23 protein-coding genes and 1 pseudogene are annotated in these 25,870 nt (G+C 49.3%); 20 read left to right on the top strand and 4 right to left on the bottom strand.

The window, feature by feature from the left end; all coding sequences use genetic code 11:
* Positions 1–22: 22 nt before the first annotated feature.
* Positions 23–4,416, bottom strand: a pseudogene (gene dnaE / locus BST99_RS09590) (DNA polymerase III subunit alpha).
* A 247-nt stretch (positions 4,417–4,663) separates the two neighbouring features.
* Between dnaE and BST99_RS09585 the strand changes: the two are divergent.
* From BST99_RS09585 to BST99_RS09570, 4 genes are read left to right on the top strand one after another with little or no spacing between them, the layout of a single operon-like run.
* Positions 4,664–5,311 carry a 30S ribosomal protein S16 gene (locus tag BST99_RS09585; RefSeq protein WP_105001606.1) on the top strand — a complete coding sequence of 216 codons (648 nt, stop codon included), beginning with the start codon at positions 4,664–4,666 and terminating at the stop codon, positions 5,309–5,311.
* A gap of 9 nt (positions 5,312–5,320) precedes the next feature.
* Entirely contained in the window at positions 5,321–5,854 is a 534-nt protein-coding gene (gene rimM, locus BST99_RS09580) for a ribosome maturation factor RimM (RefSeq protein WP_105001605.1), read from the top strand.
* A 37-nt stretch (positions 5,855–5,891) separates the two neighbouring features.
* Positions 5,892–6,575 (top strand): tRNA1(Val) (adenine(37)-N6)-methyltransferase, encoded by a 684-nt coding sequence (locus BST99_RS09575; protein ID WP_181044201.1) that lies wholly within the window; start codon positions 5,892–5,894, stop codon positions 6,573–6,575.
* A gap of 55 nt (positions 6,576–6,630) precedes the next feature.
* Positions 6,631–7,809 (top strand): acyl-CoA dehydrogenase family protein, encoded by a 1,179-nt coding sequence (locus tag BST99_RS09570; RefSeq protein ID WP_105001603.1) that lies wholly within the window; start codon positions 6,631–6,633, stop codon positions 7,807–7,809.
* Here the strand turns inward: BST99_RS09570 and BST99_RS09565 are convergent.
* Together BST99_RS09565 and dinB are read right to left on the bottom strand one after the other, a co-directional pair.
* Entirely contained in the window at positions 7,765–10,806 is a 3,042-nt protein-coding gene (locus BST99_RS09565; RefSeq protein ID WP_105001602.1) for a DNA polymerase III subunit alpha, read from the bottom strand. The genes BST99_RS09570 and BST99_RS09565 overlap by 45 nt on opposite strands.
* 4 nt (positions 10,807–10,810) lie before the next feature.
* Positions 10,811–12,025, bottom strand: a complete 1,215-nt coding sequence (dinB, locus tag BST99_RS09560) for a DNA polymerase IV (protein ID WP_105001601.1) — start codon at positions 12,023–12,025, stop codon at positions 10,811–10,813.
* 279 nt (positions 12,026–12,304) lie between these two features.
* Here dinB and BST99_RS09550 point away from each other — a divergent pair, with 279 nt between their 5' ends.
* Positions 12,305–12,883: a nitroreductase family protein gene (locus BST99_RS09550; RefSeq protein ID WP_105001599.1), complete on the top strand. Its 579-nt coding sequence runs from the start codon at positions 12,305–12,307 to the stop codon at positions 12,881–12,883.
* 7 nt (positions 12,884–12,890) lie between these two features.
* On the opposite strand, the gene BST99_RS09545 is transcribed toward BST99_RS09550, so the two are convergent.
* A complete protein-coding gene (locus BST99_RS09545) occupies positions 12,891–13,412 on the bottom strand; it encodes a DUF456 domain-containing protein (protein WP_105001598.1) in 522 nt (173 codons plus the stop codon).
* Between the two features lie 159 nt (positions 13,413–13,571).
* Between BST99_RS09545 and BST99_RS09540 the strand changes: the two genes are divergently transcribed.
* The 15 genes from BST99_RS09540 (at position 13,572) to BST99_RS09470 (ending at position 25,853) form a co-directional block, all read left to right on the top strand.
* Positions 13,572–13,931 carry a BlaI/MecI/CopY family transcriptional regulator gene (locus tag BST99_RS09540; RefSeq protein WP_105001597.1) on the top strand — a complete coding sequence of 120 codons (360 nt, stop codon included), beginning with the start codon at positions 13,572–13,574 and terminating at the stop codon, positions 13,929–13,931.
* Positions 13,928–15,091: a M56 family metallopeptidase gene (locus tag BST99_RS09535; RefSeq protein WP_105001596.1), complete on the top strand. Its 1,164-nt coding sequence runs from the start codon at positions 13,928–13,930 to the stop codon at positions 15,089–15,091. The genes BST99_RS09540 and BST99_RS09535 overlap by 4 nt, the downstream gene beginning before the upstream one ends.
* Entirely contained in the window at positions 14,980–15,582 is a 603-nt protein-coding gene (locus BST99_RS09530; RefSeq protein ID WP_105001595.1) for a TonB family protein, read from the top strand. Before BST99_RS09535 ends, BST99_RS09530 begins: the two co-directional genes overlap by 112 nt.
* A 23-nt stretch (positions 15,583–15,605) precedes the next feature.
* Entirely contained in the window at positions 15,606–16,742 is a 1,137-nt protein-coding gene (locus BST99_RS09525; RefSeq protein ID WP_105001594.1) for a tetratricopeptide repeat protein, read from the top strand.
* Positions 16,743–16,783: 41 nt separating this feature from the next.
* Positions 16,784–17,278 carry a hypothetical protein gene (locus BST99_RS09520; protein WP_105001593.1) on the top strand — a complete coding sequence of 165 codons (495 nt, stop codon included), beginning with the start codon at positions 16,784–16,786 and terminating at the stop codon, positions 17,276–17,278.
* Positions 17,279–17,833 (top strand): crossover junction endodeoxyribonuclease RuvC, encoded by a 555-nt coding sequence (ruvC, locus tag BST99_RS09515; RefSeq protein ID WP_105001592.1) that lies wholly within the window; start codon positions 17,279–17,281, stop codon positions 17,831–17,833.
* 6 nt (positions 17,834–17,839) lie between these two features.
* Positions 17,840–18,979, top strand: coding sequence for a radical SAM family heme chaperone HemW (gene hemW, locus BST99_RS09510; protein WP_105001591.1), 1,140 nt, complete (start codon positions 17,840–17,842; stop codon positions 18,977–18,979).
* A gap of 10 nt (positions 18,980–18,989) precedes the next feature.
* Complete coding sequence (locus BST99_RS09505) at positions 18,990–19,739, top strand: cyclase family protein (protein ID WP_317046149.1); 750 nt, start codon at positions 18,990–18,992, stop codon at positions 19,737–19,739.
* A gap of 12 nt (positions 19,740–19,751) precedes the next feature.
* On the top strand, positions 19,752–20,378 hold the full coding sequence (locus tag BST99_RS09500; RefSeq protein ID WP_105001590.1) for a DUF4230 domain-containing protein: 627 nt from the start codon (positions 19,752–19,754) through the stop codon (positions 20,376–20,378).
* The gene (locus BST99_RS09495) at positions 20,371–20,808 is read left to right on the top strand and encodes a Dabb family protein (protein ID WP_105001589.1); all 438 of its coding nucleotides are present in this window, start codon (positions 20,371–20,373) and stop codon (positions 20,806–20,808) included. The genes BST99_RS09500 and BST99_RS09495 overlap by 8 nt, the downstream gene beginning before the upstream one ends.
* The gene (locus tag BST99_RS09490; RefSeq protein WP_105001588.1) at positions 20,808–21,158 is read left to right on the top strand and encodes an MmcQ/YjbR family DNA-binding protein; all 351 of its coding nucleotides are present in this window, start codon (positions 20,808–20,810) and stop codon (positions 21,156–21,158) included. Before BST99_RS09495 ends, BST99_RS09490 begins: the two co-directional genes overlap by 1 nt.
* A gap of 146 nt (positions 21,159–21,304) precedes the next feature.
* On the top strand, positions 21,305–21,703 hold the full coding sequence (locus BST99_RS09485) for a response regulator (protein ID WP_105001587.1): 399 nt from the start codon (positions 21,305–21,307) through the stop codon (positions 21,701–21,703).
* Between the two features lie 97 nt (positions 21,704–21,800).
* Complete coding sequence (locus BST99_RS09480; RefSeq protein ID WP_105001586.1) at positions 21,801–22,343, top strand: heme NO-binding domain-containing protein; 543 nt, start codon at positions 21,801–21,803, stop codon at positions 22,341–22,343.
* A complete protein-coding gene (locus BST99_RS09475; protein WP_105001585.1) occupies positions 22,336–24,720 on the top strand; it encodes a PAS domain-containing sensor histidine kinase in 2,385 nt (794 codons plus the stop codon). Before BST99_RS09480 ends, BST99_RS09475 begins: the two co-directional genes overlap by 8 nt.
* 5 nt (positions 24,721–24,725) lie before the next feature.
* Complete coding sequence (locus BST99_RS09470; protein WP_105001584.1) at positions 24,726–25,853, top strand: FIST signal transduction protein; 1,128 nt, start codon at positions 24,726–24,728, stop codon at positions 25,851–25,853.
* The last annotated feature ends 17 nt before the right edge of the window (positions 25,854–25,870 follow it).

The raw sequence follows: 25,870 nt of genomic DNA, 5'->3' as shown, positions 1-25,870 counted from the left end.
GGCCGAAAAAAATCCGAAAAAGCTAGTTTAGCTTGTAGGCAACCTCTTGTTGGTCAAGAAGTTCAAGGAGTTCTGTGCTGATCTCAATTTTTTGCTTTCGGCTCGAAAAATTCAGCTTGATTTCGTCCTGTGGTTCGTAGACCACGATGTTCAGGGCGTGGTTGCCCTTGTGGTTCTGCAGGGTGGATTTCAGGTCCTGAATGCGTTTTTCCTGCAAGCGTTCCAAAGGCAATTTGAGGGTGAGCTTCTTGGCGCAGTGCTCCATCACATCCTGTAAGAACTTGAATTCATTGAATTGCAAGCGCGGATCTCCTTTTTGCCCGGTATCCCTGTTGACCCAGCCTTCCTTGACAAAAACCCGCATATACACGAAGCCGTCCTGAACCAGGAAGTGGCGGTACTTGGTGTACTCTTCCTTAAAGATGCGGAAGTCGTAGGAGTGGTTGTAGTCTTCCACGGTAAAGCTGGCCCAGCCCAAGCCGTTTTTGGACACCCGGTGCTCAATATTGGTCACCACCCCGGCCACGATGAGCTCGCGGTTGACCACAGAGTGAATGAGGTCATCCTTGAAGTAGCCGATATGGGCGGTGCAGAAAGCGCCGATTTCTTTTTTGAAGTCGTCCAGGGGGTGACCCGAAAGGTACATCCCGACCACTTCCTTTTCGCGCTTGAGTTGTTCCATGGTGCCCCATTCTTCGCAAGGTGGAATGACGGGCTCTGGAATCTGAACCTCGTCGGAGCCTCCAAAAAGGCTGACCTGCATGGCGTTTTCGTTCTCCTGGAAGCGGGCGCCAAACTTGATGATCTTTTCTAAAAAAGGCACCTCGTCCCCATCGAGTTGGAAGTACTGGGCGCGGTGAGCGTCTCCGAAGGAGTCCAGCCCTCCGGCCAGGGCAATGCTTTCTAAGGCCTTTTTATTGAAAGCTCGTAGGTCAATGCGCTTGACCAGGTCAAAGACGGAGTTGAAAAGCCCGTTCTCTTTACGCTCGTCCACCAAGGCTTCGACGGCGGCTTTCCCCACCCCTTTGATAGCGCCTACCCCGAATCGGATCGCGTTGTCTTTGTTTACGGCGAATTTGTAGTAGGATTCATTGACATCGGGGCCCAATACCGTCAGACCCATGCGACGGCACTCTTCCATAAAGAAGGTGACCGACTCGATGTTGTTCATGTTGTTCGAAAGCACCGCGGCCATGTATTCGGCGGGGTAATGGGCCTTGAGGTAGGCTGTCTGGTAGGCGATGTAGGCGTAGCAGGTACTGTGGCTCTTGTTAAAGGCGTAACTGGCGAAGGCTTCCCAGTCTTTGTAAATCTTTTCGAGAACCTCCTTCGGGTGGCCATTCTTTTCGCCCCCATTGAGGAATTTGGGGCGCAGTTCTTCGATGAGGTCGAACTTCTTTTTCCCCATGGCTTTTCGGAGTACATCCGCCTCACCCTTACTGAAGCCGGCCAGTTTTTGAGAAAGCAGCATCACCTGCTCCTGGTAGACCGTAATCCCGTAAGTGTTGTTGAGGTACTCCTCCATATCGTCGAGGTCGTAGGTGATCTCTTCGTGCCCGTGCTTCCGGGCGATAAAACTCGGGATGTATTCCATAGGCCCCGGACGGTAGAGGGCGTTCATGGCAATAAGGTCATCAAAGACCGAAGGCTTGAGCTCCTTGAGGTACTTCTGCATCCCCTTGGATTCGTATTGGAAGATCCCGACGGTTTCGCCTCGTTGGAAAAGCTCGTAGGTCTTCTCGTCATCCAGCGGAAATTCATCCGGTACCAATTCAATTCCGATGCGGGCCTTGACGATCTTGACCGTGTCCTTAATTAAGGTCAGGGTCTTCAGTCCGAGGAAATCCATCTTCAGCAGTCCCGCACTTTCTACAACCGAGTTGTCAAACTGGGTGGCGCAAAGGCCGGATTCCTTGTCCTTGGAGTTGGCCACCGGTACAAACTGGGTGATGTCGTCGGGGGTGATGATGACCCCACAGGCGTGAATCCCCGTGTTGCGTACAGAGCCTTCCAGCACCTGGGCCATTTGCAGGGTGGTCCCGGTCAGGTCTTCTCCTTTGGCGAGTTCCTGCAGTTGTTCAATGCGTTCGATGTCCTGGGAGCGGAACTTGGCCGAAAGCTTGCTGCGGTCGGCGTGCATGATTTTGTTCAGCTTGGTCATGTCGGGCAAGAGCTTGGCCAAGCGGTCGGCATCGCTCAAAGGCAGGTCCAAAACCCGGGCGGTATCCCGAATAGAGGACTTCCCCGCCATGGTTCCGTAGGTGATGATCTGTGCCACCTGGTTGGAACCGTATTTGTTCACCACATAGTCAATTACACGGCCACGACCCTCGTCATCAAAGTCGATATCGATATCGGGCATGGACACCCGGTCTGGATTCAAGAAACGCTCAAAAAGCAGATCGTACTCAATGGGGTCGATATTGGTGATGGTCAAACAGTAGGCCACAACCGATCCGGCGGCTGATCCCCGTCCTGGTCCTACCGAAACGCCCATGGTTCGGGCTTCCCGAATGAAGTCTTCTACAATCAGGAAGTAGCCCGGGTAGCCGGAGTTGGCGATGGTGTCCAGCTCAAAGTCAATCCGCTCGGTGATCTCGGGCGTGATTTCGCCGTAGCGCACCTTGGCTCCTTCGTAGGTGATGTGTCTGAGGTAAGCGTTTTCGCCTCGTTTACCGCCGTCTTCTGCATCCAGGGGATCGACGTATTCTTCCGGAATGTCAAACTTGGGAAGCAGTACTTCCCGGGCGAGTTCATAAGGCGTAATTTTTTCGATCAAGGAAGCGATGGAGCTGATGGCCTGGGGCTGCTCCTTAAAGAGCTCCTTCATCTGGTCCGAAGACTTGAAGTAGTATTCCTGGTTGGGGAGCCGTAGCGGAAATCCCGCCCGCGCCCAATCGGCGTTTCTTTTTTGGTTCCGTCTTTGACACACAACAGAATGTCGTGGGCCTCGGCATCTTCGTGGTCCTGGTAATAGGTGTTGTTGGTGGCCACTACTTCAATCCCGTACTCTTTGGACCACTGCAAGAGTTGGTTGTTTACCCGCTCTTCTTCTTCCTGCCCGTGGCGCATGAGCTCCAGGTAAAAGTCGTCCTGGAATTCTTCTTTCCACCAGTGCAGGGCTTCTTCGGCCTGTTTTAAACCGACGTTGAGGATCTTGGAGGGGATTTCTCCGTAGAGGTTCCCGGAGAGCACAATCAAATCGTCTTTGTACTGCTTGATGATTTCGCGGTCGATCCGAGGGACATAGTAAAACCCCTCAAGGTGGGCGATGGACGACATCTTGGCCAGGTTGTGGTAGCCGGCCTTGTTCTTGGCCAGAAAGACGACCTGGTAGCCGTTGTCTTTTCGGGTGCGGTCCTGGTGGTTTTCGCACACAAAGAACTCGCAACCCACAATAGGAGTTATTTCGGGTTGGGGCACGAAGTCGCCCTCCTCATTTTCTTCGAGGGCCTTGGCATTGGCTGCCTTGATGGCTTTGTTTTCTTGCTGGACGGCCGATACAAAATGAAAGGCCCCCATCATATTGGAGTGGTCTGTCAGGGCCACCGCCGGCATCTTATTCGCTGAAGCGGCCTGCACCAGGTCCTTGGGACTCATGGTGGACTGCAAAATCGAAAACTGGCTGTGGTTGTGCAGGTGGGCAAAAGGGCTGTCGGAAAGATCCACCGCGACAAAGTCCTCGGTGGCCGTCGCTGCTCCTGCGCTTTGTTTTTTCAAAAGTGCACTGGAAGCCGCTTTGAGGTTCTGGTGCTTGAGCCCAACCGGCTGGATGAGCTCGGGGTTGGCCTCTTCGTACTCGGTATAGTACTGGGGCTCGGCCTTGAGTTCCTGCAACGGGTAGTGCTTCTTGCGGAGTAGCTCCAAGAAACAGCGAGTAGTCGCCTCTACATCGGCCGTGGCGTTGTGGGCTTCCTTAAAGGCTTCTCCAAAGAGGTGTTCGTGCAGTTCGGTCAGGGTAGGCAACTTGAACTTGCCCCCGCGACCTCCGGGAATCTGGCAGAGTTCTGCGGTGGACTCGGTACAGGTATCCAGAACAGGCAAGGCCGCCAAAGGATCGCTTCCTTCCTGACGCCAGTATTCTGCCCCCATGATGTTGAGGTCAAAGCCGACGTTTTGCCCCACCAAAAAGGTGGTTTTTTCGAGGGCTTGCCGGAAGGCATCCAGGGCATCACTTAAGGGAACCCCTTCGGCCTGAGCCAGGGCGGTAGAAATACCGTGGATCTTTTCGGATTCGAAAGGGATGTCAAAGCCATCCGGTTGAATCAAAAAGTCCTGGTGTTCGATCATTTGCCCAAGACCGTCGTGCAATTGCCACGCAATCTGTATACAGCGCGGCCAGTTGTCGGTGTCTGATACGGGGGCGTCCCAGCGCTTGGGGAGTCCGGTGGTCTCGGTGTCGAAAATAAGGTACATGAATCTACTGCTAGGGGGTTAAAATTACACCAAAATACCCCTTGGGATTCGCCTCTCTTTGAGGACTTATTCACAAGCTTTTAATCAACTTTCAACTCCTTGGGAATCTTGCTTTAAGCTGTATCTTCGCTCCCTGAAAAAAGCAGAAACTTTCTTCTGTTTTATTTAAAGAAAAGGCTATCTTTGCCGCCCGTTTAACAAATAGAATTAATAACCAGGGTCGGGAACCCTTAACATTTAATGTGATATGCCCGTAAAAATTAGACTTCAACGTCACGGAAAAAAAGGTAAACCATTTTACTGGGTGGTTGCCGCTGATGCCAGAGCAAAACGCGATGGTAAATTCCTAGAAAAATTAGGTACTTACAACCCGAACACCAATCCTGCGACTATCGAATTAAAAGTCGATAACTCGGTAAAGTGGTTAGAGAATGGAGCACAGCCTACCGATACTGCAAGAGCGATCTTGTCGTACAAAGGGGTGTTGCTTAAGCACCACTTGAATGGTGGAGTTCGCAAAGGAGCTCTAACCGAAGAGCAAGCGCAAGCGAAGTTCGAGGCTTGGTTGAAAGACAAAGAAGCGGCTATTCAGAACAAGGTCGACGGTTTGGACAAAGCGAAAGCAGATGCCCGTGCCAAGGCTCTTGAGCATGAAAAAGAAGTGAGCGACAAGCGTGCTGCTTCCCTACTTCCAGAAGTAGAAGCTCCAGCAGAAGAGGCTCCGGCCGAAGAAGCTGAAGCAGCTGTTGAAGGTGAAGTTGCTGCAGAAGCGGAAGCTCCTGCTGAGGAAGTTGCTGAGCCTGCTGCTGAAGAGGCATCAGCTGAGGCGGCTCCTGCAGAGGAAGCTCCTGCTCCTGAGGAAGCCGGAGAAGAAGAAGCTCCAAAAGCAGAATAAGCGATTGCCGTGCGAAAGGAAGACTGTTTCTTTCTGGGCAAGATCGTTTCAAAATACAGTTATAAGGGAGAAGTCCTGGCCAAATTGGACACCGACGATCCCCAAGACTACGAACAATTGGAATCAGTGTTACTCGAACAAGGAGGAGCGCTGATTCCTTTTTTTATACGCGAGGCCCAACTGCATAAATCCAGCTTACTGCGCTTGGATTTTGAGGAAGTAGACGATGAAGAGACCGCAGACGCCATTCTCGGTGCCGAACTCTACCTGCCCCTTGCGGCTCTCCCCCCTTTAGAAGGCAACCGCTTTTACTACCACGAGGTGATCGGTTTTGAATTGGTAGACCAGGAGGCCGGTTCCTTGGGGACGATTCAGGCCATCAACGACCAAAGCAGCCAGGCCCTTTTTGTTGCCGAGAAGGGAGGCAAAGAAATGCTGCTGCCCATCAACGACGACATCTTGCTGTCTGTTGACCGTGATAAGCAACAGATCCATGTACGCTGCCCCGAAGGGCTTGTGGATTTGTACTACGGCTCCGAATAGGGTGGAAAAGGGCGTTTTTCAATTCAAAGAATTTACTGTGCGACACGACCGCTGTGCCATGAAAGTGGGCACAGACGGGGTGCTCTTGGGCGCTTGGGCGTTTACTGGGATCGGCGAGGAATCTTTCCACGTGCTCGACGTGGGCAGTGGATCGGGTGTCATCGCCTTGCAACTCGCTCAGCGTTTTGACCGAGTCCAGCTGCTCGGACTCGAGATTGATCCGGCGGCGGCGGAACAAGCCCAGGAAAATTTTGAAAATTCGCCTTGGTCGAATCGGCTCAGTATGCTGCAACAAGATGCTCAGGATTTTGTTCCAGAGGCAGGCTTTGATGCCCTGGTTACTAACCCACCTTTTTACCAAGAGAATGTCAGTAGCGGTGATCCTTCGCGAGATCAAGCTCGCCAGCTTTCATCTTTGCCTTTTGAGGCGCTCTTTGGATTGGCGGATCGGTCATTGAAAGACGGAGGGCGATTGGCTTTGGTCAGCCCGGCTTGCGAGGAAGAATGGATCCGGAGTTTAGCCCGAAAAGCGGGTTTTGGCTTGCGGAGGTTTTGCCGAGTCCGCGGTCATTCCACGGCACGGGTCAAGCGTCTTTTGTGGGAATTTGTGAAGGCCTCCGAAGACGCTTTTGAGGAGGAAGAATTGACTTTGGAAGTGAGTCGCGGAGAATACACCGAAGAATACCGGGCGCTGGTGGCCTCTTTTTACCTGAAAATGTAGCGGATTTCGTGCCTATTTCAACCAATCCGATTACCTTTAGCGAAAATTTTCGTAGATGAAAGCTGACCTTTTTGAAGCCCCGGATTATTATTTGCTTGATGACCTGTTGAGTGAAGAACACAAGCTGGTTCGCGACGCTGCTCGCGCCTGGGTTAAAAGAGATATTTCTCCCATCATTGAAGAGTACGCTCAAAAAGCAGAATTCCCCACGCAGATCATCAAAGGTCTAGCCGAAATCGGTGCCTTTGGCCCGTATATCCCTGAAGAATACGGAGGGGCCGGACTGGACCAGATCAGCTACGGTTTGATTATGCAGGAAATCGAAAGAGGAGATTCTGGGGTGCGTTCAACCGCCTCGGTCCAGTCTTCCTTGGTGATGTACCCGATTTTCGCCTACGGAACAGAAGAGCAAAGACAAAAGTACCTGCCCAAACTCGCCAGCGGAGAGTGGATGGGGTGTTTCGGTTTGACCGAGCCCAACCACGGATCCAACCCCGGCGGTATGGAAACCAAATTCCAGGATAAGGGCGATCACTTTTTGCTCAACGGAGCCAAGCTTTGGATTTCGAACTCTCCTTTCGCGGATGTTGCCGTGGTTTGGGCCAAGAATGAAGAAGGCCGTATTCACGGGTTGATTGTCGAAAGAGGCATGGAAGGCTTTACCACGCCAGAGACCCACAACAAATGGTCCCTGCGTGCTTCGGCTACCGGAGAGCTCATCTTCGACAACGTCAAGGTTCCTAAGGAAAATCTTCTTCCCGGAAAGAACGGTCTAGGTGCTCCTCTGGGATGCCTGGATTCTGCCCGATACGGAATTGCCTGGGGTGCCATTGGTGCGGCCATGGACTGCTACGACACCGCCTTGCGTTACGCTTTGGAGCGGGAGCAGTTTGGCAAGCCGATCGCTGGCTTCCAGTTGCAACAGAAAAAACTAGCCGAGATGATCACTGAGATCACCAAAGCCCAGTTGTTGGCTTTCCGTTTGGGACAGCTCAAAAACGAGGGCCGTGCCAGCACCGCACAGATCTCTATGGCCAAGCGCAACAATGTGGATATGGCCATCAAAATTGCTCGCGAAGCACGTCAGATGCTCGGAGGTATGGGAATCACTGGAGACTATTCCATCATGCGTCATATGATGAACCTCGAGAGTGTGATCACTTACGAAGGGACCCACGATATTCACCTTTTAATTACGGGAGCCGATATCACGGGAATTCCGGCCTTTAAGTAGGTCTTTGTTCTGGAGTAAACGCGGAGCGGTCTTCATATCACTGTAGCGCGGATCCGGAATATAATTCTCTTTCTGCATCTTGATCACCTCAATACTGAGGAAACCGAACTCGGAAACCACCTTGCCGTAGAGTCGGTAAATCCCCTTGCCCCGAAAGTTGTACTTCTTGGCTACCGGCGGAAAGAGGACCACGTCAAAGACTTCGCCCTGCTGATCGATGAAGGTGGCGAAGAACATGCGCTTGCCTGTGTGGGTTCGGGTGTTCTTCACCGTGACCAGGTAGCCGTAGAGGTCGATATTGCGGTTTAGGTAGCGTTCCATATCACCTTGCCCGTGCTTGTTTTTGGGCGTTTCTTCCAAAAGCTCAAAAGGACTGCAAAGCGAAAACCCCAAAAGTTCAATTTGTTCAAAGGCGGTTTCGAGCGACCGGGTCCGCAGCTGTGGGATGCGGAAGTGCTGCGGTCGGGCGCCAAAGAGTTTGGGGTGTTCGGTCCGGGTTTCGGTACCCAACATGAGGTGGGCCTTCCAGAGCAGTTCGTGCTTGTTGATGCCGGTAAAGCGAAAGGCGTCGATGCGGATCAGCAGGCTGAGCTGTTCCCGGCTCATGTGCACCCGATCGATAAAATCTTCCAGGGACTTAAAGGGGCCCTTTTGGGAGCGTTCAGCCAAAAAGCGCTGCATACTGCGGGCTTCCAAATCCCGGATGTACATCAGGCCCAGGTAGATGTGGGTGTCGTAAATCCGGTTGATGGCGTAGCTTTTGTTGATGCAGGGCGGGTGAATAGTGGCTCCCTGCATACGGGCGTCGTGGATGTAGAATTCGGGACGGTAAAAACCGCCTCCGTTGTTGAGTACGGCCACCATATACTCCAGGGGGAAGTAGGCCCGTAAAAAGAGACTCTGGTAGCTTTCGACCGCATAGGAAGCCGAGTGGCCTTTGGCAAAGGCGTATCCGGCAAAACTCGCCACCTGGTGCCAGACCTCGTCGATGAGCTGGTCGCTGTAGCCCTTGTTGCGGCAGTTGTTGCGGAATTTGTCCTGCACCTTCTGAAACTCTTCTCTGGAGCGGTATTTGCCGCTCATTCCCCGCCGAAGTACATCGGCTTCGCCCAGGTCCAGGCCGGCAAAGTGGTGGGCCACCTTGATGACATCTTCCTGGTAGACCATGACTCCGTAGGTGTCGGGCATGATGTCGAGCATGACCGGATGGGCCCTTTCTTCCGCCCGTCCCGGATTGCGGTGGCGCAGAATGTACTCCCGCATCATCCCGCTTTTAGAAACTCCCGGCCGGATGATGGAGCTGGCTGCTACCAGCCCCAGGTAATGATCGACCTCCAGTTTTTTGAGCAGCATGCGCATAGCCGGAGACTCCACATAAAAGCAGCCCATGCACTGGGCAGTTTTGATCAGGGTGTTGACCCGCCGGTCCAGCTTAAAGGCCTTGATGTCGTGTAGGTCGACCTGGGCCGCTGCTTCGGGCTGGTTGTAGTGGAGGATTTCGAGGGTGTCTTTGATTTTACCCAGGCCGCGCTGGGCCAGAATATCAAACTTATACAGACCTACGTCTTCGGCCACGACCATGTCGAACTGCGTCGTGGGGAACCCTTTTGGCGGCAGGTGGGTGGCCGAGAAGTAGGTGATGGGGTGCTGACTGATCAGTATGCCACTGGCGTGGATGCTGAGGTAGTTGGGAAGCCCGTGCAAAAGAGGCATATACTGTACGACCAGACGGGCGATGCTGTCGAGACGGGATGTTTCGTATTCCCCCTTGGTCAGGGCGTCAATCTCTTCCTTGGGCAGGCCGAAGACCTTGCCCAGTTCGCGGATCACCCCGCGCTCCTGAAAGGTGACATAGGTCCCCAAGAGGCTCACGTTTGGGAAGCGTTTAAAGATGTATTGGGTGATGTCTTCCCGGTCTCGCCACGAAAAATCAATGTCAAAATCGGGCGGGTTGATGCGGTAGAGGTTGATAAAGCGCTCAAAGTAAAGGTCGAGTTCCATGGGATCCACATCGGTAATACGCAGCAGGTAGGCCACAATGCTGTTGGCGCCACTGCCTCGCCCTACATAGAAGTACCCCTTGCTGCGGGCGTAGTTGATGATGTCCCAGTTGATCAGGAAGTAAGAGACAAACCCCTTGGCCTTGATCAGTTCCAGTTCTTTTTGGATCCGGTCTTCTACTGCCTGGCTCGGCTCCGGATAGCGGTAGGGCAGGCCCTCCCGGCAGAGGCGTTCGATCAGTTGTTCGTCTTCTTCCATACTCCCCGTATAGCTCCGCAGGTTTTGGGTCTCGCGTTCCAAAGAAAAGTCGAATTCAATCTGGCACTGCTGGAGCAGTCGTTCGGTATTCTCGAGGATGAAGGAGTAGTCTCCAAAGGCCCGGACCAGGTTTTCGAGGGGGTACATCTTCTCGTCTTCACTACCTTCTTCTTCCGGGGGAAGTTTACTGAGGAGTACATTTTTATCAATGGCTCGGAGCAGGCGGTGGGTGTTGTAGTCTCTTTTGTGCCGAAAACTCACCGCTTGTTGCACCACCAATTTCTCTTTAAAGCGCATGAGTCGACTGAAGGGAAGGCGCCGCAGGTCCCGGACCGAAATCCCGATGAATTCCCGGTCGCCAAATTCAAAGAGTTCTTCCTTTAAGACCGTCTCAAACGGATAGACCACAAAGGCGTTTTCAAAAGCGGGGGCTTTGGCTTCAAAGCTCTTTTCGTTGTGCAGGTGATCCGACAGGAATTCATTGAGTTCCTGGAAGCCCTGGTTGTTGGCGGCAATCCCGATAAAGGCCGGGGTCACTCCGTTGCGGAAATCGATGCCCACCAGAGGGCGGACATCGTATTCGGGTGCCCGCCGGATAAAGTTCAGACAGGCCGAGGTGTTGTTGATGTCGGTAAGCACCAACTGGCGGATGTGGTTCTCCTGGGCTAGCTTCAACAGATCCAGTTCTGAGAAGGTGCCATAGCGCAGGCTGTAGTAGGTATGACAATTCAGGTACATGGGCTCATTGTTTGCGGTGGGCGAGTACGGTCGGGGGCTGACCATTAAAGGGGTTGTACATACGGCCAATGGTTTTTGCACCCATGGCCGAGGCGCGAATCACCGAGCGATCGCCATAGCGGTTGCGGATGTGGTCCAGGGCCTGGTAGAGGTTTAGGGCCTCTTCGGTGTCTTCAAAGAGGTTGATCTGGTAGTTGCCGGTGACCAGGTGGCTAAAGCGCACCCCGATCAGGCGCACCAGCATCCGCTTGTTGTAAAGGGCTTTAAAAAGCCCGAGAACTTTGGGAATAAGCAGGTGATCTGCGCTGGTGTAGGGAATGCGCATTTGCTTGGAGTAGGTGTTGAAATCGGCATAGCGGATTTTAACCGTCACACAGGCGGTGAGCTTTTCGCCCCGCCTCAATTGGTAGGCTAGGTTTTCGGTCATGGCGATTAAAATTCCTTTGAGTCGGTGCACATCAATAGTATCCCGGTCAAAGGTGCGCTCGTTCGAAATGGATTTGCGTTCCGAAAAGGGGATGACCGGGCTGTCGTCGACTCCGTTGGCCCGCTTCCAGATTACCTTCCCCTGGGCACCCAAGACCCGTTGCATGATGTCGACCGGCATCTCCTGTACATTCCTGACTTGGCGAATGCCCAGATTGCGGAGGGTCTGGTAGGTCTTGTCGCCCACCATGGGGATCTTTTTAATAGAGAGGGGGGCCAGAAAGGGCTTTTCAAAACCCGCATCGATTTTGATCTGGTCGTTGGGTTTGGCTTCATTGGTAGCCACCTTAGAGACCACTTTATTGACTGATAAGCCAAAAGAAATGGGCAGGCCGGTCTCGCGTATGATGCGTTGCCGGAGTTCGGTGGCGTATTTGTAGCAACCGAAGAAACGGTCCATGCCCGAGAGGTCGGCGTAGAACTCATCGATACTCGACTTTTCAAACAGAGGGACATCATCCTTGATGATCTCGGTCACCATGTCGGAATGCTGGGTGTAGGTACCGGCATTGCCCCGGATCACCCGGGCCTCGGGACAGAGCTCTCGGGCCATCTTCATCGGCATGCCGGAGTGAATGCCATACCCCCGGGTTTCGTAGCTGCAGGCCGCCACGACACCCCGATCACTGACCCCGCCAACCAGCAGAGGTTTGTTCTTTAATTCCGGGTTCATCAGGCGTTCAACAGAGACAAAAAAAGTGTCCAGATCCAGGTGTAAAATAGTCTTTGTCATCGCATCAAAATAGGAGGACTAAAATATGGAAAAAAGACAAAAACTAGGAAATAATCCAAAAAATACTTGTTCACAAAATGCGAAACTCCCACGGCTGCCGGCAGAAAATGGCGAAAACTGCTTTGGGTGCCATTTTCCTCCCTATATTTGCAGCGTTGTGTTGAAATCCTTTGCCTCGGTAAAGGGTTTATGTTGTCACCCAGGAATGGGTACACCAATGAAAGGCTTTCCTAATGGGAGGCTTTTTTTGTATCCGCTTAACCCCTTCAAAGAAATCCGATGAAACCGCAAAAAGAAATCACCTCTGTTGCTGAACTGATTCAAAAAAGACGTTCGATCTTTCCTGTACAATACAACGATACGCCCATCGACAAAGAAACCCTGCTGGAGGTGTTGGAATGCGCCCGTTGGGCACCCAACCACAAAAAGACAGAACCTTGGCGTTTTAAGGTGATTCTGGGCGAACAGAAGAAGGCCCTCGGGACTTTCTTGTCGGCCAAGTACCAGGAGGTGACCGAACAACCCAAGCAGATCAAGGTGCGCAAGTTGCTCGAGAATCCCCAAAAGGCAGGAGCCGTCATTGCGATTTGCATGCAACGCGACCCCAAAGAAAGCCTTCCGCTCTGGGAAGAACAGGCGGCGGTGGCCATGGCCGTTCAAAACATGTGGTTACGGAGTACCGAATTGGGTATTGGGGCCTATTGGAGTTCTCCGGGGCTGATCCGCTATATGGATGAATTCTTCGATCTGGCTGAAGGTGAAAGCTGTATGGGTTTCTTCTATATGGGGTATACCGACCAGGAATGGCCCGAGAGAGAGCCTCAGGAAATTAGCAGCAAGATCGAGTGGATGGAGTAAGTCTTTCTTAAGACTCAAACAAGAAGGGCAGAAGAGCCTCTTTGTATTCCCACACCTTAATGACATAGAGCCCAAAGAAGGCTACCGTGACGGTAAACTTCATCAGGGTTCCGGTTAAAAAGCCCATCAAGGATCCGAAGGCGGCGCGAAAAGCGGTTTTGCGGTCTCCATTGTTGAGAAGTTCCCCCACCAAGGCGCCGAAGAAAGGCCAAACCACGATCCCGAAAATCCCGAGAACAGGAAAGGTGATGGCGACAATAAGTCCCACGACACTACCGGCCATACCCGCCCGGGTACCTCCGAATTTCTTGGTGCCCAATGCCGGGATGACGTAATCCATAACCAACACCAATACCGCGACTCCGAGACTGATTCCCAGCACGGTCCAGTCCTCTGGAACGGCTTTGGTCAAATACAGCAATAGCAAGCCAACCCAACTCAGCGGTGGTCCTGGAATAACCGGTAAAAAGCTGCCCAGAATCCCCACGAGGGTGAGTAAAAAACCAAGGACGAGAAGCGCGATATCCATCTTTTTATTAATTGGTAGATAAAGGTATCTAGAAGTTACAAGGTAAATAAAAATTCTTCTACCGAAAGGATATCCTTTTTCCACTTTTCCACTAAAAAATTAGTTTAAACTAAAAGATTAGTTATATTTGGCAAGAACTAAAACTAAAATCTTAGTTGAATGAAGCAATTGACCAAGGCAGAAGAAGAGGTGATGCAGGTTCTCTGGGACCTTCAGGACGCCAAGGTAGCCGACATCATCGAGCGACTACCCGAGCCCAAACCCGCTTACAACACTGTTTCTACGGTGGTGCGCATACTCGAAACCAAGGGTTTTGTGGATCACAAAGCAGAAGGGAAAGGCTACCGTTACTTTCCGTTGCTCTCCAAGTCGGAGTACAGCCATCAGTCCCTCAACCGCCTGGCCGATAATTATTTTCAGGGTTCCTTCAAAAGCATGGTTTCTTTCTTTATGAAGAAGAACGAGCTGAGCCTGGAAGAACTGGAGTCTATTCTTAATCAAGTAAACGAAGAAAAATGAAGTACCTCATTGAAGTTATTCTGATACAGTTGTTGTTTTTTGGTCTTTATGAGACCGTATTGAAAAGGGAAACTTTTTTCCGTTGGAACCGCTACTTCTTGCTGATCGCCTTTGTGGCTTCTTTTGGGTTGCCCTTCATAGTGCTTCCTGAATTGAGAACTGAGGTGGCTCTGCCGACCGAATCTTTTGTGCCCGATGCTTTCCTCTATACTTTGGAACCGGTGGCTGTGGAAGCGAAAGCTACTCCAGTGGCTACCACCTCTGTCAATTGGATGCTGCTGCTTTACGCGGCAGGCTGTTTTGTAGCTTTCTTCCTTTTTGTCAAAAAATTAGGGAGTATCCTTCACATGCGAGCACAAGGCACAAAAAGTGAATGGAAGGGAGTTCAGTTAATTGAACTGCGTAATTCTTCAGAAGCCTTTTCTTTTTTCCGGTGGGTGTTTATCGGAGATCAGGTGAAGTCTGATCAGCGCCAGCAGATTCTGGAACACGAGATGGTGCACATTAAAGAGGTCCATTCTTTGGATTTGCTCCTTTTTGAGATAGCCCGAATCCTTTTTTGGTTTAATCCTTTGGTTTATATGTTTCAAGATCGAATTTCTGAAGTGCATGAGTATACTGCCGATCAAGTCTGTGCTAAAGAAGATAAACAAACGGCTTATTTGCACTTGCTAGGGGCCGCTTTTGGTGTGAGTCATGTGAGTTTAGTGAATCAATTTGCCGCTGCTTCCTTACTCAGAAAGCGCATTACTATGCTCAATAGAAAGCCCTCTTCACAAAAACGTCTTTTGCGATTTGCGATGGTCGTCCCTATGCTTTTGGCCATCTTATCCTATACCTCCTGTGATTTAGTGAGCTCTGGGAGTAAAGAAAAGGAGGAACAGCAAATAGAAACAGAATATGTGGCTGCGGATGTGCCTACCTATGATACACCTCCTCAGTTCACAGCCTGTGAAATCGCCGAAAATCAGCGGGATTGCTTTAATGCCCAAATGACGGCCTTCATTCAATCGCGTCTTAAGTACCCTGAAACTGCCAAGCTCAAGGCTTGGAAGGACAAGTTCAAGTCGTATTTAAGATTGATGCCAAGGGAGATGTTCAGGATATCAAAGCCCAATCTTCCAATACGGAATTTGAAGCAGAGGCCAAACGAATTATAGGTCTATTGCCTCGCTTTATACCGGGAACTAAGAATGGGGAAGCCGTTGCAGTTCCTTATGCGGTGCCGATTAGTTTCCGATTAGAGTCTACCGGAGAGGTTGCCACTCAAACCCAGATCCGAACACGTGTTGAAAGTGTAGAAAAAATTAGTACCCGTAAAAAGATTGATAAGGGTCCTATTTATCCAGGGTGTGAGTCGGCAGAAGATGAATTCGCCTGCTTTAATCAGAGTATTCAACAATACATCATCGATAATATCAAGTACCCAGAATCAGCCAAAAAGGAAGGAGCAGAAGACCGGGTTCTCGTTTATTTCTTGATTTCAAAAAGCGGAAAACGTGAGAATATCAGAATTCAAAGCAGACGACAGGACTTTGAAGAGGAAGTAAAGCGATTAATTGATGGCATGCCACAATTTAGTCCAGCAGAGATGGAAGGAGAACCAATTCCAATTCCCTATTCCATCCCAATCGATTTTAGACTAAATTAAAGTTCTCAAAATAGGCTTAACTGATGCGTTCATTCTTCCTGTTCTTCTTTTGTATTGCCCTGGTGCAGGCCCAAGACCGGGCTGTGGCCGACAGCCTCTACCAATTGGGTAATTACCGGGCGGCCATCAACGCTTATTCCGAACTGGGAACACCGCAGGCCTACTTGCAAATCGCTCGGGCCTACAAGGCTTCCGGTATGAATGCGAAGGCAATAAAGCAATATCAGTTGTTATTGCAAAAGCATTCCGACCTGGAAATTGCCCGATTTGAGTTGGGAAAGATGTTCTTTCAGCTTGATCAATATGCAGCAGCAGCTGGGGTTTTTCGAAACTTAAAAGAGACCAACCCGGTGAATCCGGAGTATGCCTATTATCTGGGGCGTATTTTTCTTGAATTTCAGAGTCCTAAACAGGCGGGTCAGGCATTTATGGAGGCCTTGGAACAGGACAGTACTCATGTGAGGAGTTTGTTTCAGCTCAGCAAAATGTACCTTGGATTTAAGGAGAACGATTCGGTGATCAAGTACACCGGCAAAGGATTGCAGTATGCCGAGGACAATCGTGGCCTTATCAGTTTAAGGGCCCAGGCTTTTTTCAATGAGCCCCAATACGAAGAAGCGATTCCACTCTTTGAAGCACTTCTGAAACAAGGAGCTGAAAAAGAGTTTGTCCTGAAAAAGTTGGCCTATAGTTACTTCAGTACCCGCAATTTGGTTGCTGCTGATTCAACCTACCGTAAGCTGCTGAATTTCCCCAATTCTAAAGCTAATGCGCTTTATACGATTGGGCATATTTTTTGGGCGCAGGACCAGCGGGATTCGGCCAAGGTCTACATCCAGCGTTCTATTGAGGAACAAGATGTCTTTCTGGGGGACGAATACCAGGCTCTCGGCAGGTTGGCACGGGAACAGAAAAGACTTAAAGAAGCCTTGGACTACTACACCAAGGCCTTTGAAGAAGACCGGACCAAATACCTGAATTACTATCAGGTGTGTGTGATCGCGGAGGAGTACTATGCCGATCCCAAAACACGCCTGCGCTACTACCAAAACTTACTGGACTGGTTTCCGAAACTTCCACCGTACTTCAAGGAGTTCGCCCAGAAGCGTATTCGCCTGATTAAAGAGGAGATGCATTTCGCTGCAGGGGAGGAGCGTTGAACCCTTAAAAATCGTAATTTCGAGTAAACTAAGAAGGATTAATGCAGCGGTCCCTGCTCTTGTGTTTATTTGGTTTTCTGTTCCTTTCTTGTGAGTACTTTAATTCACATGAAGAACGTGTTGCGGCCATTGTTGACGCCGAAATGGAGCTGATACACTTCGATGAGGTCGACAAGTTTCCCTATTTCGAGGAGTGCCAAGAAACTGTTTCCAAAGAAAAAGACTTTGAGTGCTTTGCGACCAATATGAGTTTGCGGCTGGCAGAGCCCCTAAGCGATCTCAACTACAAGGTCAGTGAAGATCTGGACGAGATCGTTTATGTGGATCTTTTGGTCAACGAACAGGGCTTTGTAGAACTGCTCGAAATCAAAGACAATCCCCGCGTCAATCAATTGATACCGGATCTTAAAGCGGAGGTGAGCCAACGGCTGCGACAATTGACCATGCGAGGAGAACTCACCGTACATCCTGCCCTCAAAAGAGACATTCCGGTACGGGTCAAAGTCCGCCTTCCTCTGATATTGAAAACCACCTAAATGGCGGAACAAGAAAAAATAATACTAGGGGTTGACCCCGGAACCACGGTTATGGGTTTTGGGCTGATCAAGGTGGAGCGCAAGCAGATGGAGTTTATTCAGATGAACGAGCTGCTCTTGCACAAATACAAGGACCCTTATGTGAAGCTCAAACTTATTTTTGAGCGTACCATCGAGCTGATCGATACCTACCATCCGGACGAGATGGCCATTGAAGCTCCTTTTTATTCAAAGAATGTGCAGTCCATGCTCAAATTGGGCCGAGCCCAGGGAGTGGCGATTTCAGCGGCTTTGAGTCGAGAGATTCCCATCACGGAATACATGCCCAAAAAAATCAAGATGGCCATCACCGGGAACGGAAATGCCAGCAAGGAACAAGTGGCCATGATGCTCAAAAGTTTGCTGGGCCTCAAGGAACTCCCTAAACGCTTAGACAGTACTGATGGATTGGCTGCGGCCGTATGTCATTTTTACAATCAGGGCCGGGTGGAAACGGGTAAAAGCTATTCTGGCTGGGCCAGTTTTGTCTCGCAGAATCCCGACCGTTTAAAGTAAGTCGCTTTGGCCGGTATCTATATCCATATTCCCTTTTGTAAGCAGGCCTGTCACTACTGCGATTTTCATTTTTCGACCAACACCAAACTCAAAACCGACCTGCTTGAGGCGCTGAAAACCGAGATGCGTTTGAGGCGGGAAGAAACGGATGGCTGGGAACTCAATACCCTGTACTTGGGCGGGGGCACTCCCTCGATCTTGAGTGTGGAGGAGTTGGTCGACCTCTTGGGAACTGCTTTTGAGCTCTATGATTTTGCGGAAGATACTGAAGTGACTTTGGAAGCGAATCCAGACGATATTAACGAGGCCTATTTAGCCGGCTTGGTTCGTCATACCCGTGTTAACCGATTGAGTTTGGGCATACAGTCCTTTGAAGAAAAAGAGCTGAATTGGATGAACCGGGCCCACAACAGTCAGGAAGCCCGTGAGGCGATTCGCCTCGTGCAAAAGTACATCCCCAACTTATCGGTGGATTTGATCTACGGTACGCCGGGGCAAGAGGACGAATCCTGGATCGCGGCTATTGATGAAGTGGTGGGATTGGGTATTTCCCATATTTCGAGTTACGCCTTGACGGTGGAAGAACGAACGGCGTTGCACTCCTTTATCGAAAAAGGAAAATCCCCCTCTCCGGATGAAGAGCAGGCTAGTCGGCAGTTTTACCTCTTGGTCGATCGCCTGGCGGAAGCCGGATACGACCATTACGAGATTTCGAACTTTGGTAAGCCGGGTCACTATTCCCGAAACAACAGCGCCTACTGGCAAGGGAAACCTTATCTTGGAATTGGGCCCGGAGCACACAGCTACGACCAAAAAAGACGGGGCTGGAATGTGCGCAGTAATCCCGGGTATATAAAAGAATTGAAAGAGGAGCGTCTGCCCCTTGAATGGGAAGAGCTGAGTACCCAAGACCGGTATAATGAGTACTTGATGACCCGCCTTCGCACCCAATGGGGCGTCGATTTGGCTGAGGTCTCTGCCACTTTTGGTCAACAGTATGTCGGCTTCTTAGAGGAGCAAGCCACCCCTTTTATTGAAGAGCGTTTGCTCTACTGGGATGGAGACTTACTCAAGGCCACCCGGGAGGGCAAATTCCTGGTCGACGGCATCGCTTCAGACCTCTTTTTACTCAACCTTAAAGACTAGGTCTATGGAAATGACGATACGATTAGCAGAAGACCAGCCGCCTTTTCGCCTCGCAAAGGGCCAGGACCTTTCCATCCCTTTGGTTGGCGGGCAAGAGAACCTCAATGCCTGGTATATCGGACCCCCCACTATCGCTCCTCACCAAGACGGTGACTTTGTTGGCTCAGTCGAGCAGGGAGCTTCGACCAATTTCAATACCATCACCTTTAATCCCCATGCCCATGTGACCCACACCGAATGCCTGGGTCATATAAGTAAGGAGTTTCATTCGGTGAATCGAATCTTTCCTCTGCCTTTTTTAGCGGGGGTAACGCTGAGTGTTACGCCAGAAAAGAAAGGAGAAGACCAGTTGATCACGGAGGAACTTTTGGAAGAAAGTCTTAGAAACTTGGGTTCAGCACCCTTTTTGGTCAAGGCCTTGCTTATCCGAACCCTGCCCAATGTGGCAGACAAAAGGAGTCAGCAGTATTCGCATAGCAACCCGCCCTATTTGACGGAAGGAGCGGCGATATGGCTTCGGGAAATGGGGGTGGAACACCTCCTGATCGATCTGCCTCCGTGGACCGGGAAGTGGATGGGGGAGCTCTCCAAGCCCACAAGGCCTTTTGGGGATTGCCAGCCAAGCCCAGAACAGCGGCCACCATTACCGAGTTCATCTTCGTTCCCAATGAAGTGGAAGACGGATTTGGCTTTTTGGATTTGCAGGTGGCTCCGATCAAAAATGACGCCAGCCCCAGCCGTCCGGTTTGGTATAAAGTAGTAAATTGAAATCATGGATGCATTGATTGAAGTTGTTTTAGGGATTGTATTAGGAGCTGTAGGGATGGCCTGGGGCTTCTCTTCTTTGCGCAAAAAGAACAACAAGGAATTGACGCGTCAGCAGTCGACCATCATCCTGGATAAAATCAAAAGCGTTTGCAAATTGGTTTCGGTCGAAGGAGACTTTGCCGAGATCTACCGTTACGAAAACATCAAAGAGGGTTTTTTGAACATGCTGAGTAGCAAGAAGAAGGCTTTGGTCGTGATCAATGCCAAAGCTCAAATCGGCTATGACCTCAAAAAGATCCAGCTGGAAGCCGATACCGACCGCAAGCGTATAATTCTCAAAGAATTTCCTCAACCTGAGATCCTTTCGATTGAACCGGATCTGCAGTTTTACGATATCAAGAATGGCTTGTTCAATTCCTTTTCTCCACAGGACCTGACCGAATTGAATAGTCAGGCCAAGAAACATATTGAAGAAAAGATTCCGGAGAGTGGGCTAATTGATACGGCCAGAAGAGAAGCGCTGCAGGCAGTTCTGATGATCGAAAAGATGGTGGAAACCATCGGTTGGAAGTTGGACTACTCCGCTCTGGAACTCAATGCAACGGATTTAAACTACCTCGAAAATGAATAAGCTCTTTCCTCTCATCCTATTGGCCCTTTGTGTAAGTTGTGTACAACCAAGGCCAGAACCCAAAGAAGAAGCGGCTCCAGAAGCCCAAGCGGTCAAGCTGGAATTTGATCCGCACTTTTCGCATACGGTCTTTATCTGGTTAAAGAATCCGGATAGTGCGGAAGACAGACAAGCCTTCGAAACGGCTTTGGAGACCTTTCTGGAGAATTCGGAATACGCCCAAACCAACTTTGTGGGAATTCCACCCAAGGCCACCCGTGAAGTGGTGGATGATTCTTATACCTACCAATTAACGGTCACCTTTGCTTCGACCGAAGACCAACAAGCGTATCAGGATGAACCGGCCCACCTCTTGTTTATTGAGCAGGCGAGTCCCTTGTGGAATAAAGTGGTGGTTTATGACGCCCTCCCTTACAAGGAATTAGATTAATGCATGTAGAAGCCCTGAGGGAGTTCTGTCTCCAACTGCCCAAGACTTCGGAGAGTTTTCCTTTCGACGAAGAGACCCTGGTCTTTAAAGTCTTCGATAAGATGTTTGCTTTGATTCCGTTAGAGCAGCATCCCGCTAAGATCAACCTGAAGTGCGATCCTGAACGATCTGTCGAACTCCGCGAAATGTACCCCGATCAAATCTACCCGGGTTACCACATGAGCAAGAAGCACTGGAATACCATGCTAACCGAACAGTTGCCACCGGCCCTGGCGCAGGAACTAATCCAACACTCGTACGATTTGGTCGTCGCTAAGCTGCCCAAGTACCGAAGAGCAGAATTAAAGTAGTTATGTAGGAAAATTATTACTAACTTCAACTGGCTATTTCTACCATTCACCGACACTTAACTTCCATTCGGCTCGGTAAATGGTTTTTTCTTGGGATTGATATGAATATTTGCAAGTTCAAAAACACACCGAAAAATTAAGTAAGCGTGAGAATTCTGTTTATAGAGGACGACATGATTGAAACAATGAAATTGCAGCGAGCGATTTCAAAATTACCGACGAAGCACCAGATCATCGAAGCGAAGAATGGTGAGGAGGCTATACAAAAACTACAAGAGCAACCTCTTCCGGATTTAGTTCTTCTGGATTTGAACATGCCTCGTATGAGCGGAATAGAATTCTTGACGTACTTAAAAGGTAATGACAAACTTCGCTATTTGCCCACTGTTATTTTGACTACTTCAGAAAACCGCAGCGATCTTCTGACTTGTTTTGAGATCGGGATAGCCGGCTACGTTATCAAGCCACTCAAGTACGAAGACTACGAGGAAAAATTAAGACGCGTATTCGAATACTGGGAGATTAGCGAATTGGTCAAAGGCTAACAAGAAATCCCATTTCACAACAACTTAAGGGCTCTCCATAACATTTTTTAATGTTGTCGTAGTTCAATTCCTACATTTATGCTAAACCAATAAAAGCATGAAAGGAATCATATTTACCGAATTTTTAGAAATGGTGGAAGAAACTTTCGGCCTTGAGTCGGTTGATACCATTATTGAAGGTGCCAGTTTACCCTCTGAAGGGGCCTACACTGCTGTGGGTACCTATGACTTTAATGAAATGGTGCAGCTGCTTACAGCTTTAAGTACCAAAACCGAAATTCCTGTTGGCGATTTACTCTTCGAATTTGGTCAGTACCTTTTCAATAGTCTGGTCAAGATTCATCCAGAAGTGATCAGTGCCTACACCAATCCATTAGGACTTTTGTATTCCATTGAAGACCACATTCATGTGCAGGTCAAAAAACTGTATCCGGATGCAGAGCTCCCCACCTTTAAGGTTCTTGAGAAGACCAAAGACAAAATGGAATTGGTGTACGCCTCTTCCAGAGGCCTTTATCGGCTTGCTCATGGCTTGATGACCAAGACCTTTGAGCACTTTGGAACCCATGCAAAGATTTCCTGTAAACTGCTAAAGGAAGACGGAACTGAGGTACAATTCTCTATTCTTCAGCATGGATAAGGACGAATTGTCCATATTAAAAAGGGCACTCGCCCGAGAGAAGCGCGCGCGAAAAGCAGCCGAAAAGCTTTTAGAGGACAAATCCAAGGAGCTTTACGACGCTTCTATTCACCTGCGTGAAGTCAATGGTAAGCTCGAAAACCTGTTGGCCAAAAAGGGATCTCCTTTGGATGGTGCTTTTGTCAATATCATTGACCCTTATGTGGTGATGAGCTTGCAGACTGAGGTGATCAGTATGAATGCCAGTGCCCGTGAATTCCTTGGTTTTGACCACACCAAAGAAAATGTAAAGCTCGAAAGCCTGGTTCACAAGGACTATCTCGAATACACCCGGGAATCGTTTTTGACTCTGCTGGAAGTGGGGATTCTTAAGAACTATCAGGTTCGTGTTCAGACCCGTACCCACGGCTATAAAATGGTCAATATTAATGCGAGTTTGATCTACAATTCCCAAGGAGCACCAGTCGCGGCCCAAGGGGTTCTTCGCGATGTGACACGTGAATTTGAGATCAGGCAATTACTCGAAGACCAGAAAAAGCAACAAGATATCATCGTAGGGAATTCCTCTCATGGGATTCTTCTCATCGATCAAAATAAAATTATCACTTCCAACGCGGCCTTCAATGATCTGATCGGATATACTGAAGATGAGCTGAAGAAGTTGGATCTGAACAGTATTTCGGAGATTGATGAAAGCAGTCTTTTTCAAAATGGAACGGAAGACAGCGATGCGCCGGGAGATAAAGTTACACTGGTTCGCAAGTACTTTACAAAAGAAGGGAAGCACTTCTTTGGGAAGACCTCTGTTTCCAGTGTGCGAAACTCACGCGGAAAGTTGGAATACAAGGTGGTACTCATTGAAGATATCACCAATGACCGCGTCGCCGAGGAAAAATTGAAAGCCTCGGAACAGCGATTGGCCACTCTCATCAGCAATCTGCAAACCGGGGTGCTGCTGGAAGATGATCAGCGCAATATCGTACTCACCAATGAGAATTTCAGGAACTTAATGGGGTTTGAGTATACCGTCGAGACTCTTCAAACAATGAATTGTGTTGATTTGATTAATTGTGGCGATATCAACTTTGCGGATCCCGTGAAAGAATATCAACGCGTTTCAGTTATCTTGAAAAATAAAACACTAGTAGTCTCTGATGAAGTTGAAATGTCCGACGGACGTACGTTAGAACGGGATTACATTCCGCTGTTTATTGGTTCTAAGTACAAAGGCCATTTGTGGACCTATACTGACATCACCTTGCGTAAGAATTACCGCAAGAACCTCGAAATCCAACGTCAAAAGTACTCTAGTATCATTGCCCATATGAACCTGGGATTGGTTGAAGTGGATCAGGAGGAACGGATCTTGATGGTAAATCAAAGCTTCTGTGATATGTTGTCCTTGGAGCAAAGTGAACTTATCGGAAAACGCCTCTGGGATATGATTGATCTCACCGAAGAAAATCACGCAGTGGTGGAACGGATGAACGGAAACCGCAAGGACGATAAATCCGATTCCTATGAAATCAACTTGCAATTGCTTAATGGGCAGACCAAGACCTGGTTTATCAGTGGAGCACCGAATTACAGTGAAGAAGGAGAATTTGTTGGGTCTATTGGGGTTGTTTTAGACATTTCAGAGCAGAAAGAACTGGAGGCCCAGAAAGAAGAGCTCCTCAAAGAATTGGAAACGAGCAATAAAGGACTTCAGGAATACGCCCATATTGTATCCCACGATTTAAAGTCGCCGTTGAGAAGTGTTAGTGCTTTAGCGAGTTGGTTATATGAGGATTACCACGACCAATTGGATGAAGGTGGAGAGTACAACCTAAGGATGATTCAGGAAAAAATTGAGGGGATGGATAAACTCATCGATGGAATTCTGAAGTACTCTACGTTAACCAGCGATTCATTAGATCAATCGACCATTGATGTCAACGAAGTCATCAGTGAGATTGATGAGATCATTTACAAACCAGATCACGTCCGTATTGAGGTGGTCAAGCCACTGCCGATTATTCGCGCGGACCGCACCAAAATTCATCAGCTCTTCCAAAACTTCCTCAGTAATGCGGTGGTCAAAATAGACAAGGAAGAAGGTGTGGTGAAAATTGATTACGAGGAAACGCCAACCCATTGGCAGTTCAGCGTAGAGGATAATGGGGTAGGAATACCAACCGAGTACCACGAAAAAGTATTCAAGATTTTCCAATCCATAGGAAACAGCGAACGTTCTACAGGAATAGGCCTTTCTATTGTCAAGAAAATCGTCGACCGATACGAAGGCCAAGTTTGGCTCGAGAGTGAGATAGGAAAGGGAACGACCTTCTTTTTCACTCTTAAAAAGCAGCTTAATCAAACCGTAGTCATAAAATAATTGCTATGAAGATCAATCAAGCCATGCGCACAAAAAGCGGGTCCTGGCAATTTATGCAGGATACGCCCTTAAATAACCCTTTGGTTCTTGTATTCGGAGATCGAATGCTTCTAGAAGACCAAGGAATTTATGAAGAAATTAGAGGCTTTTATCCCGAAGGAGAAATCGTATTTGGATCTACTTCCGGTGAAATCCTGGAAACACGGGTTTATGAAGAAACCCTTACACTAACCGCTATTGAGTTTGAGAAATCGGAGTTCAAAGTCATCAGCCGTAACATCAAAGACTTCGTCGACATCCAAAAAATGGGTGCTGAATTGGCTTCGGCCTTTGACACCGAACAGCTGCGTCACCTCTTTGTCGTGTCTGACGGAAGTTTTGTCAACGGAAGTGGATTAATCGAAGGCCTAGAACAGGCAGAAGGCTTTAATGCAACCATTACGGGTGGTCTCTGCGGAGATGGCGCTCGTTTTGAAAAGACCTTGACCTCCCACAACGAAAATCCTAAACAAGGAGAAGTGGTGGCTATAGGTCTATATGGCGAGACACTTGAAGTTTCGTACGCAAACTACGGAGGCTGGACAACCTTTGGACCTGAACGGGAAATTACCCGTTCGGAAGGCAATGTGCTTTTTGAAATCGACGGACAACCTGCATTGGATCTGTACAAGACCTATCTGGGAGAAAAGGCCAGTGAGTTGCCCCAGTCCGCTTTGCTATACCCTCTTAGTGTTCAGAGTGCAGAAGGGGAAGAGCCTTTGGTTCGTACCATTTTAAATATTGACGAAGAGCAAAACTCGATGATTCTTGCGGGTGATGTACCTCAGGGATCTGGTGTACAGTTGATGATGTCTACTATGGATGACATTGCAGAAGGAGCATCCTATGCGGCGGAGTTCGCCATGAGCGATCGTGCAAACGAGCCTGAATTGGCCCTTTTGGTTAGCTGTATTGGCCGTAAACTGGTATTGGCACAGCGAATCGAGGAAGAGATAGAAGAGGTGAAGGATGTGATTGGCAGCAAAGCCGCGATTGCGGGGTTTTATTCCTATGGTGAAATGGCCCCCTTTGCAGGCTGTAGTGCATGTCAATTGCATAACCAAACCATGACCCTTACCCTGTTGAGCGAATAATCTTACGTTTATAAATA

The sequence above is a fragment of the Aureicoccus marinus genome, assembly GCF_002954325.1.
Lineage (GTDB): Bacteria > Bacteroidota > Bacteroidia > Flavobacteriales > Flavobacteriaceae > Aureicoccus > Aureicoccus marinus.
This window is presented reverse-complemented; position numbering and strand designations above follow the sequence as displayed.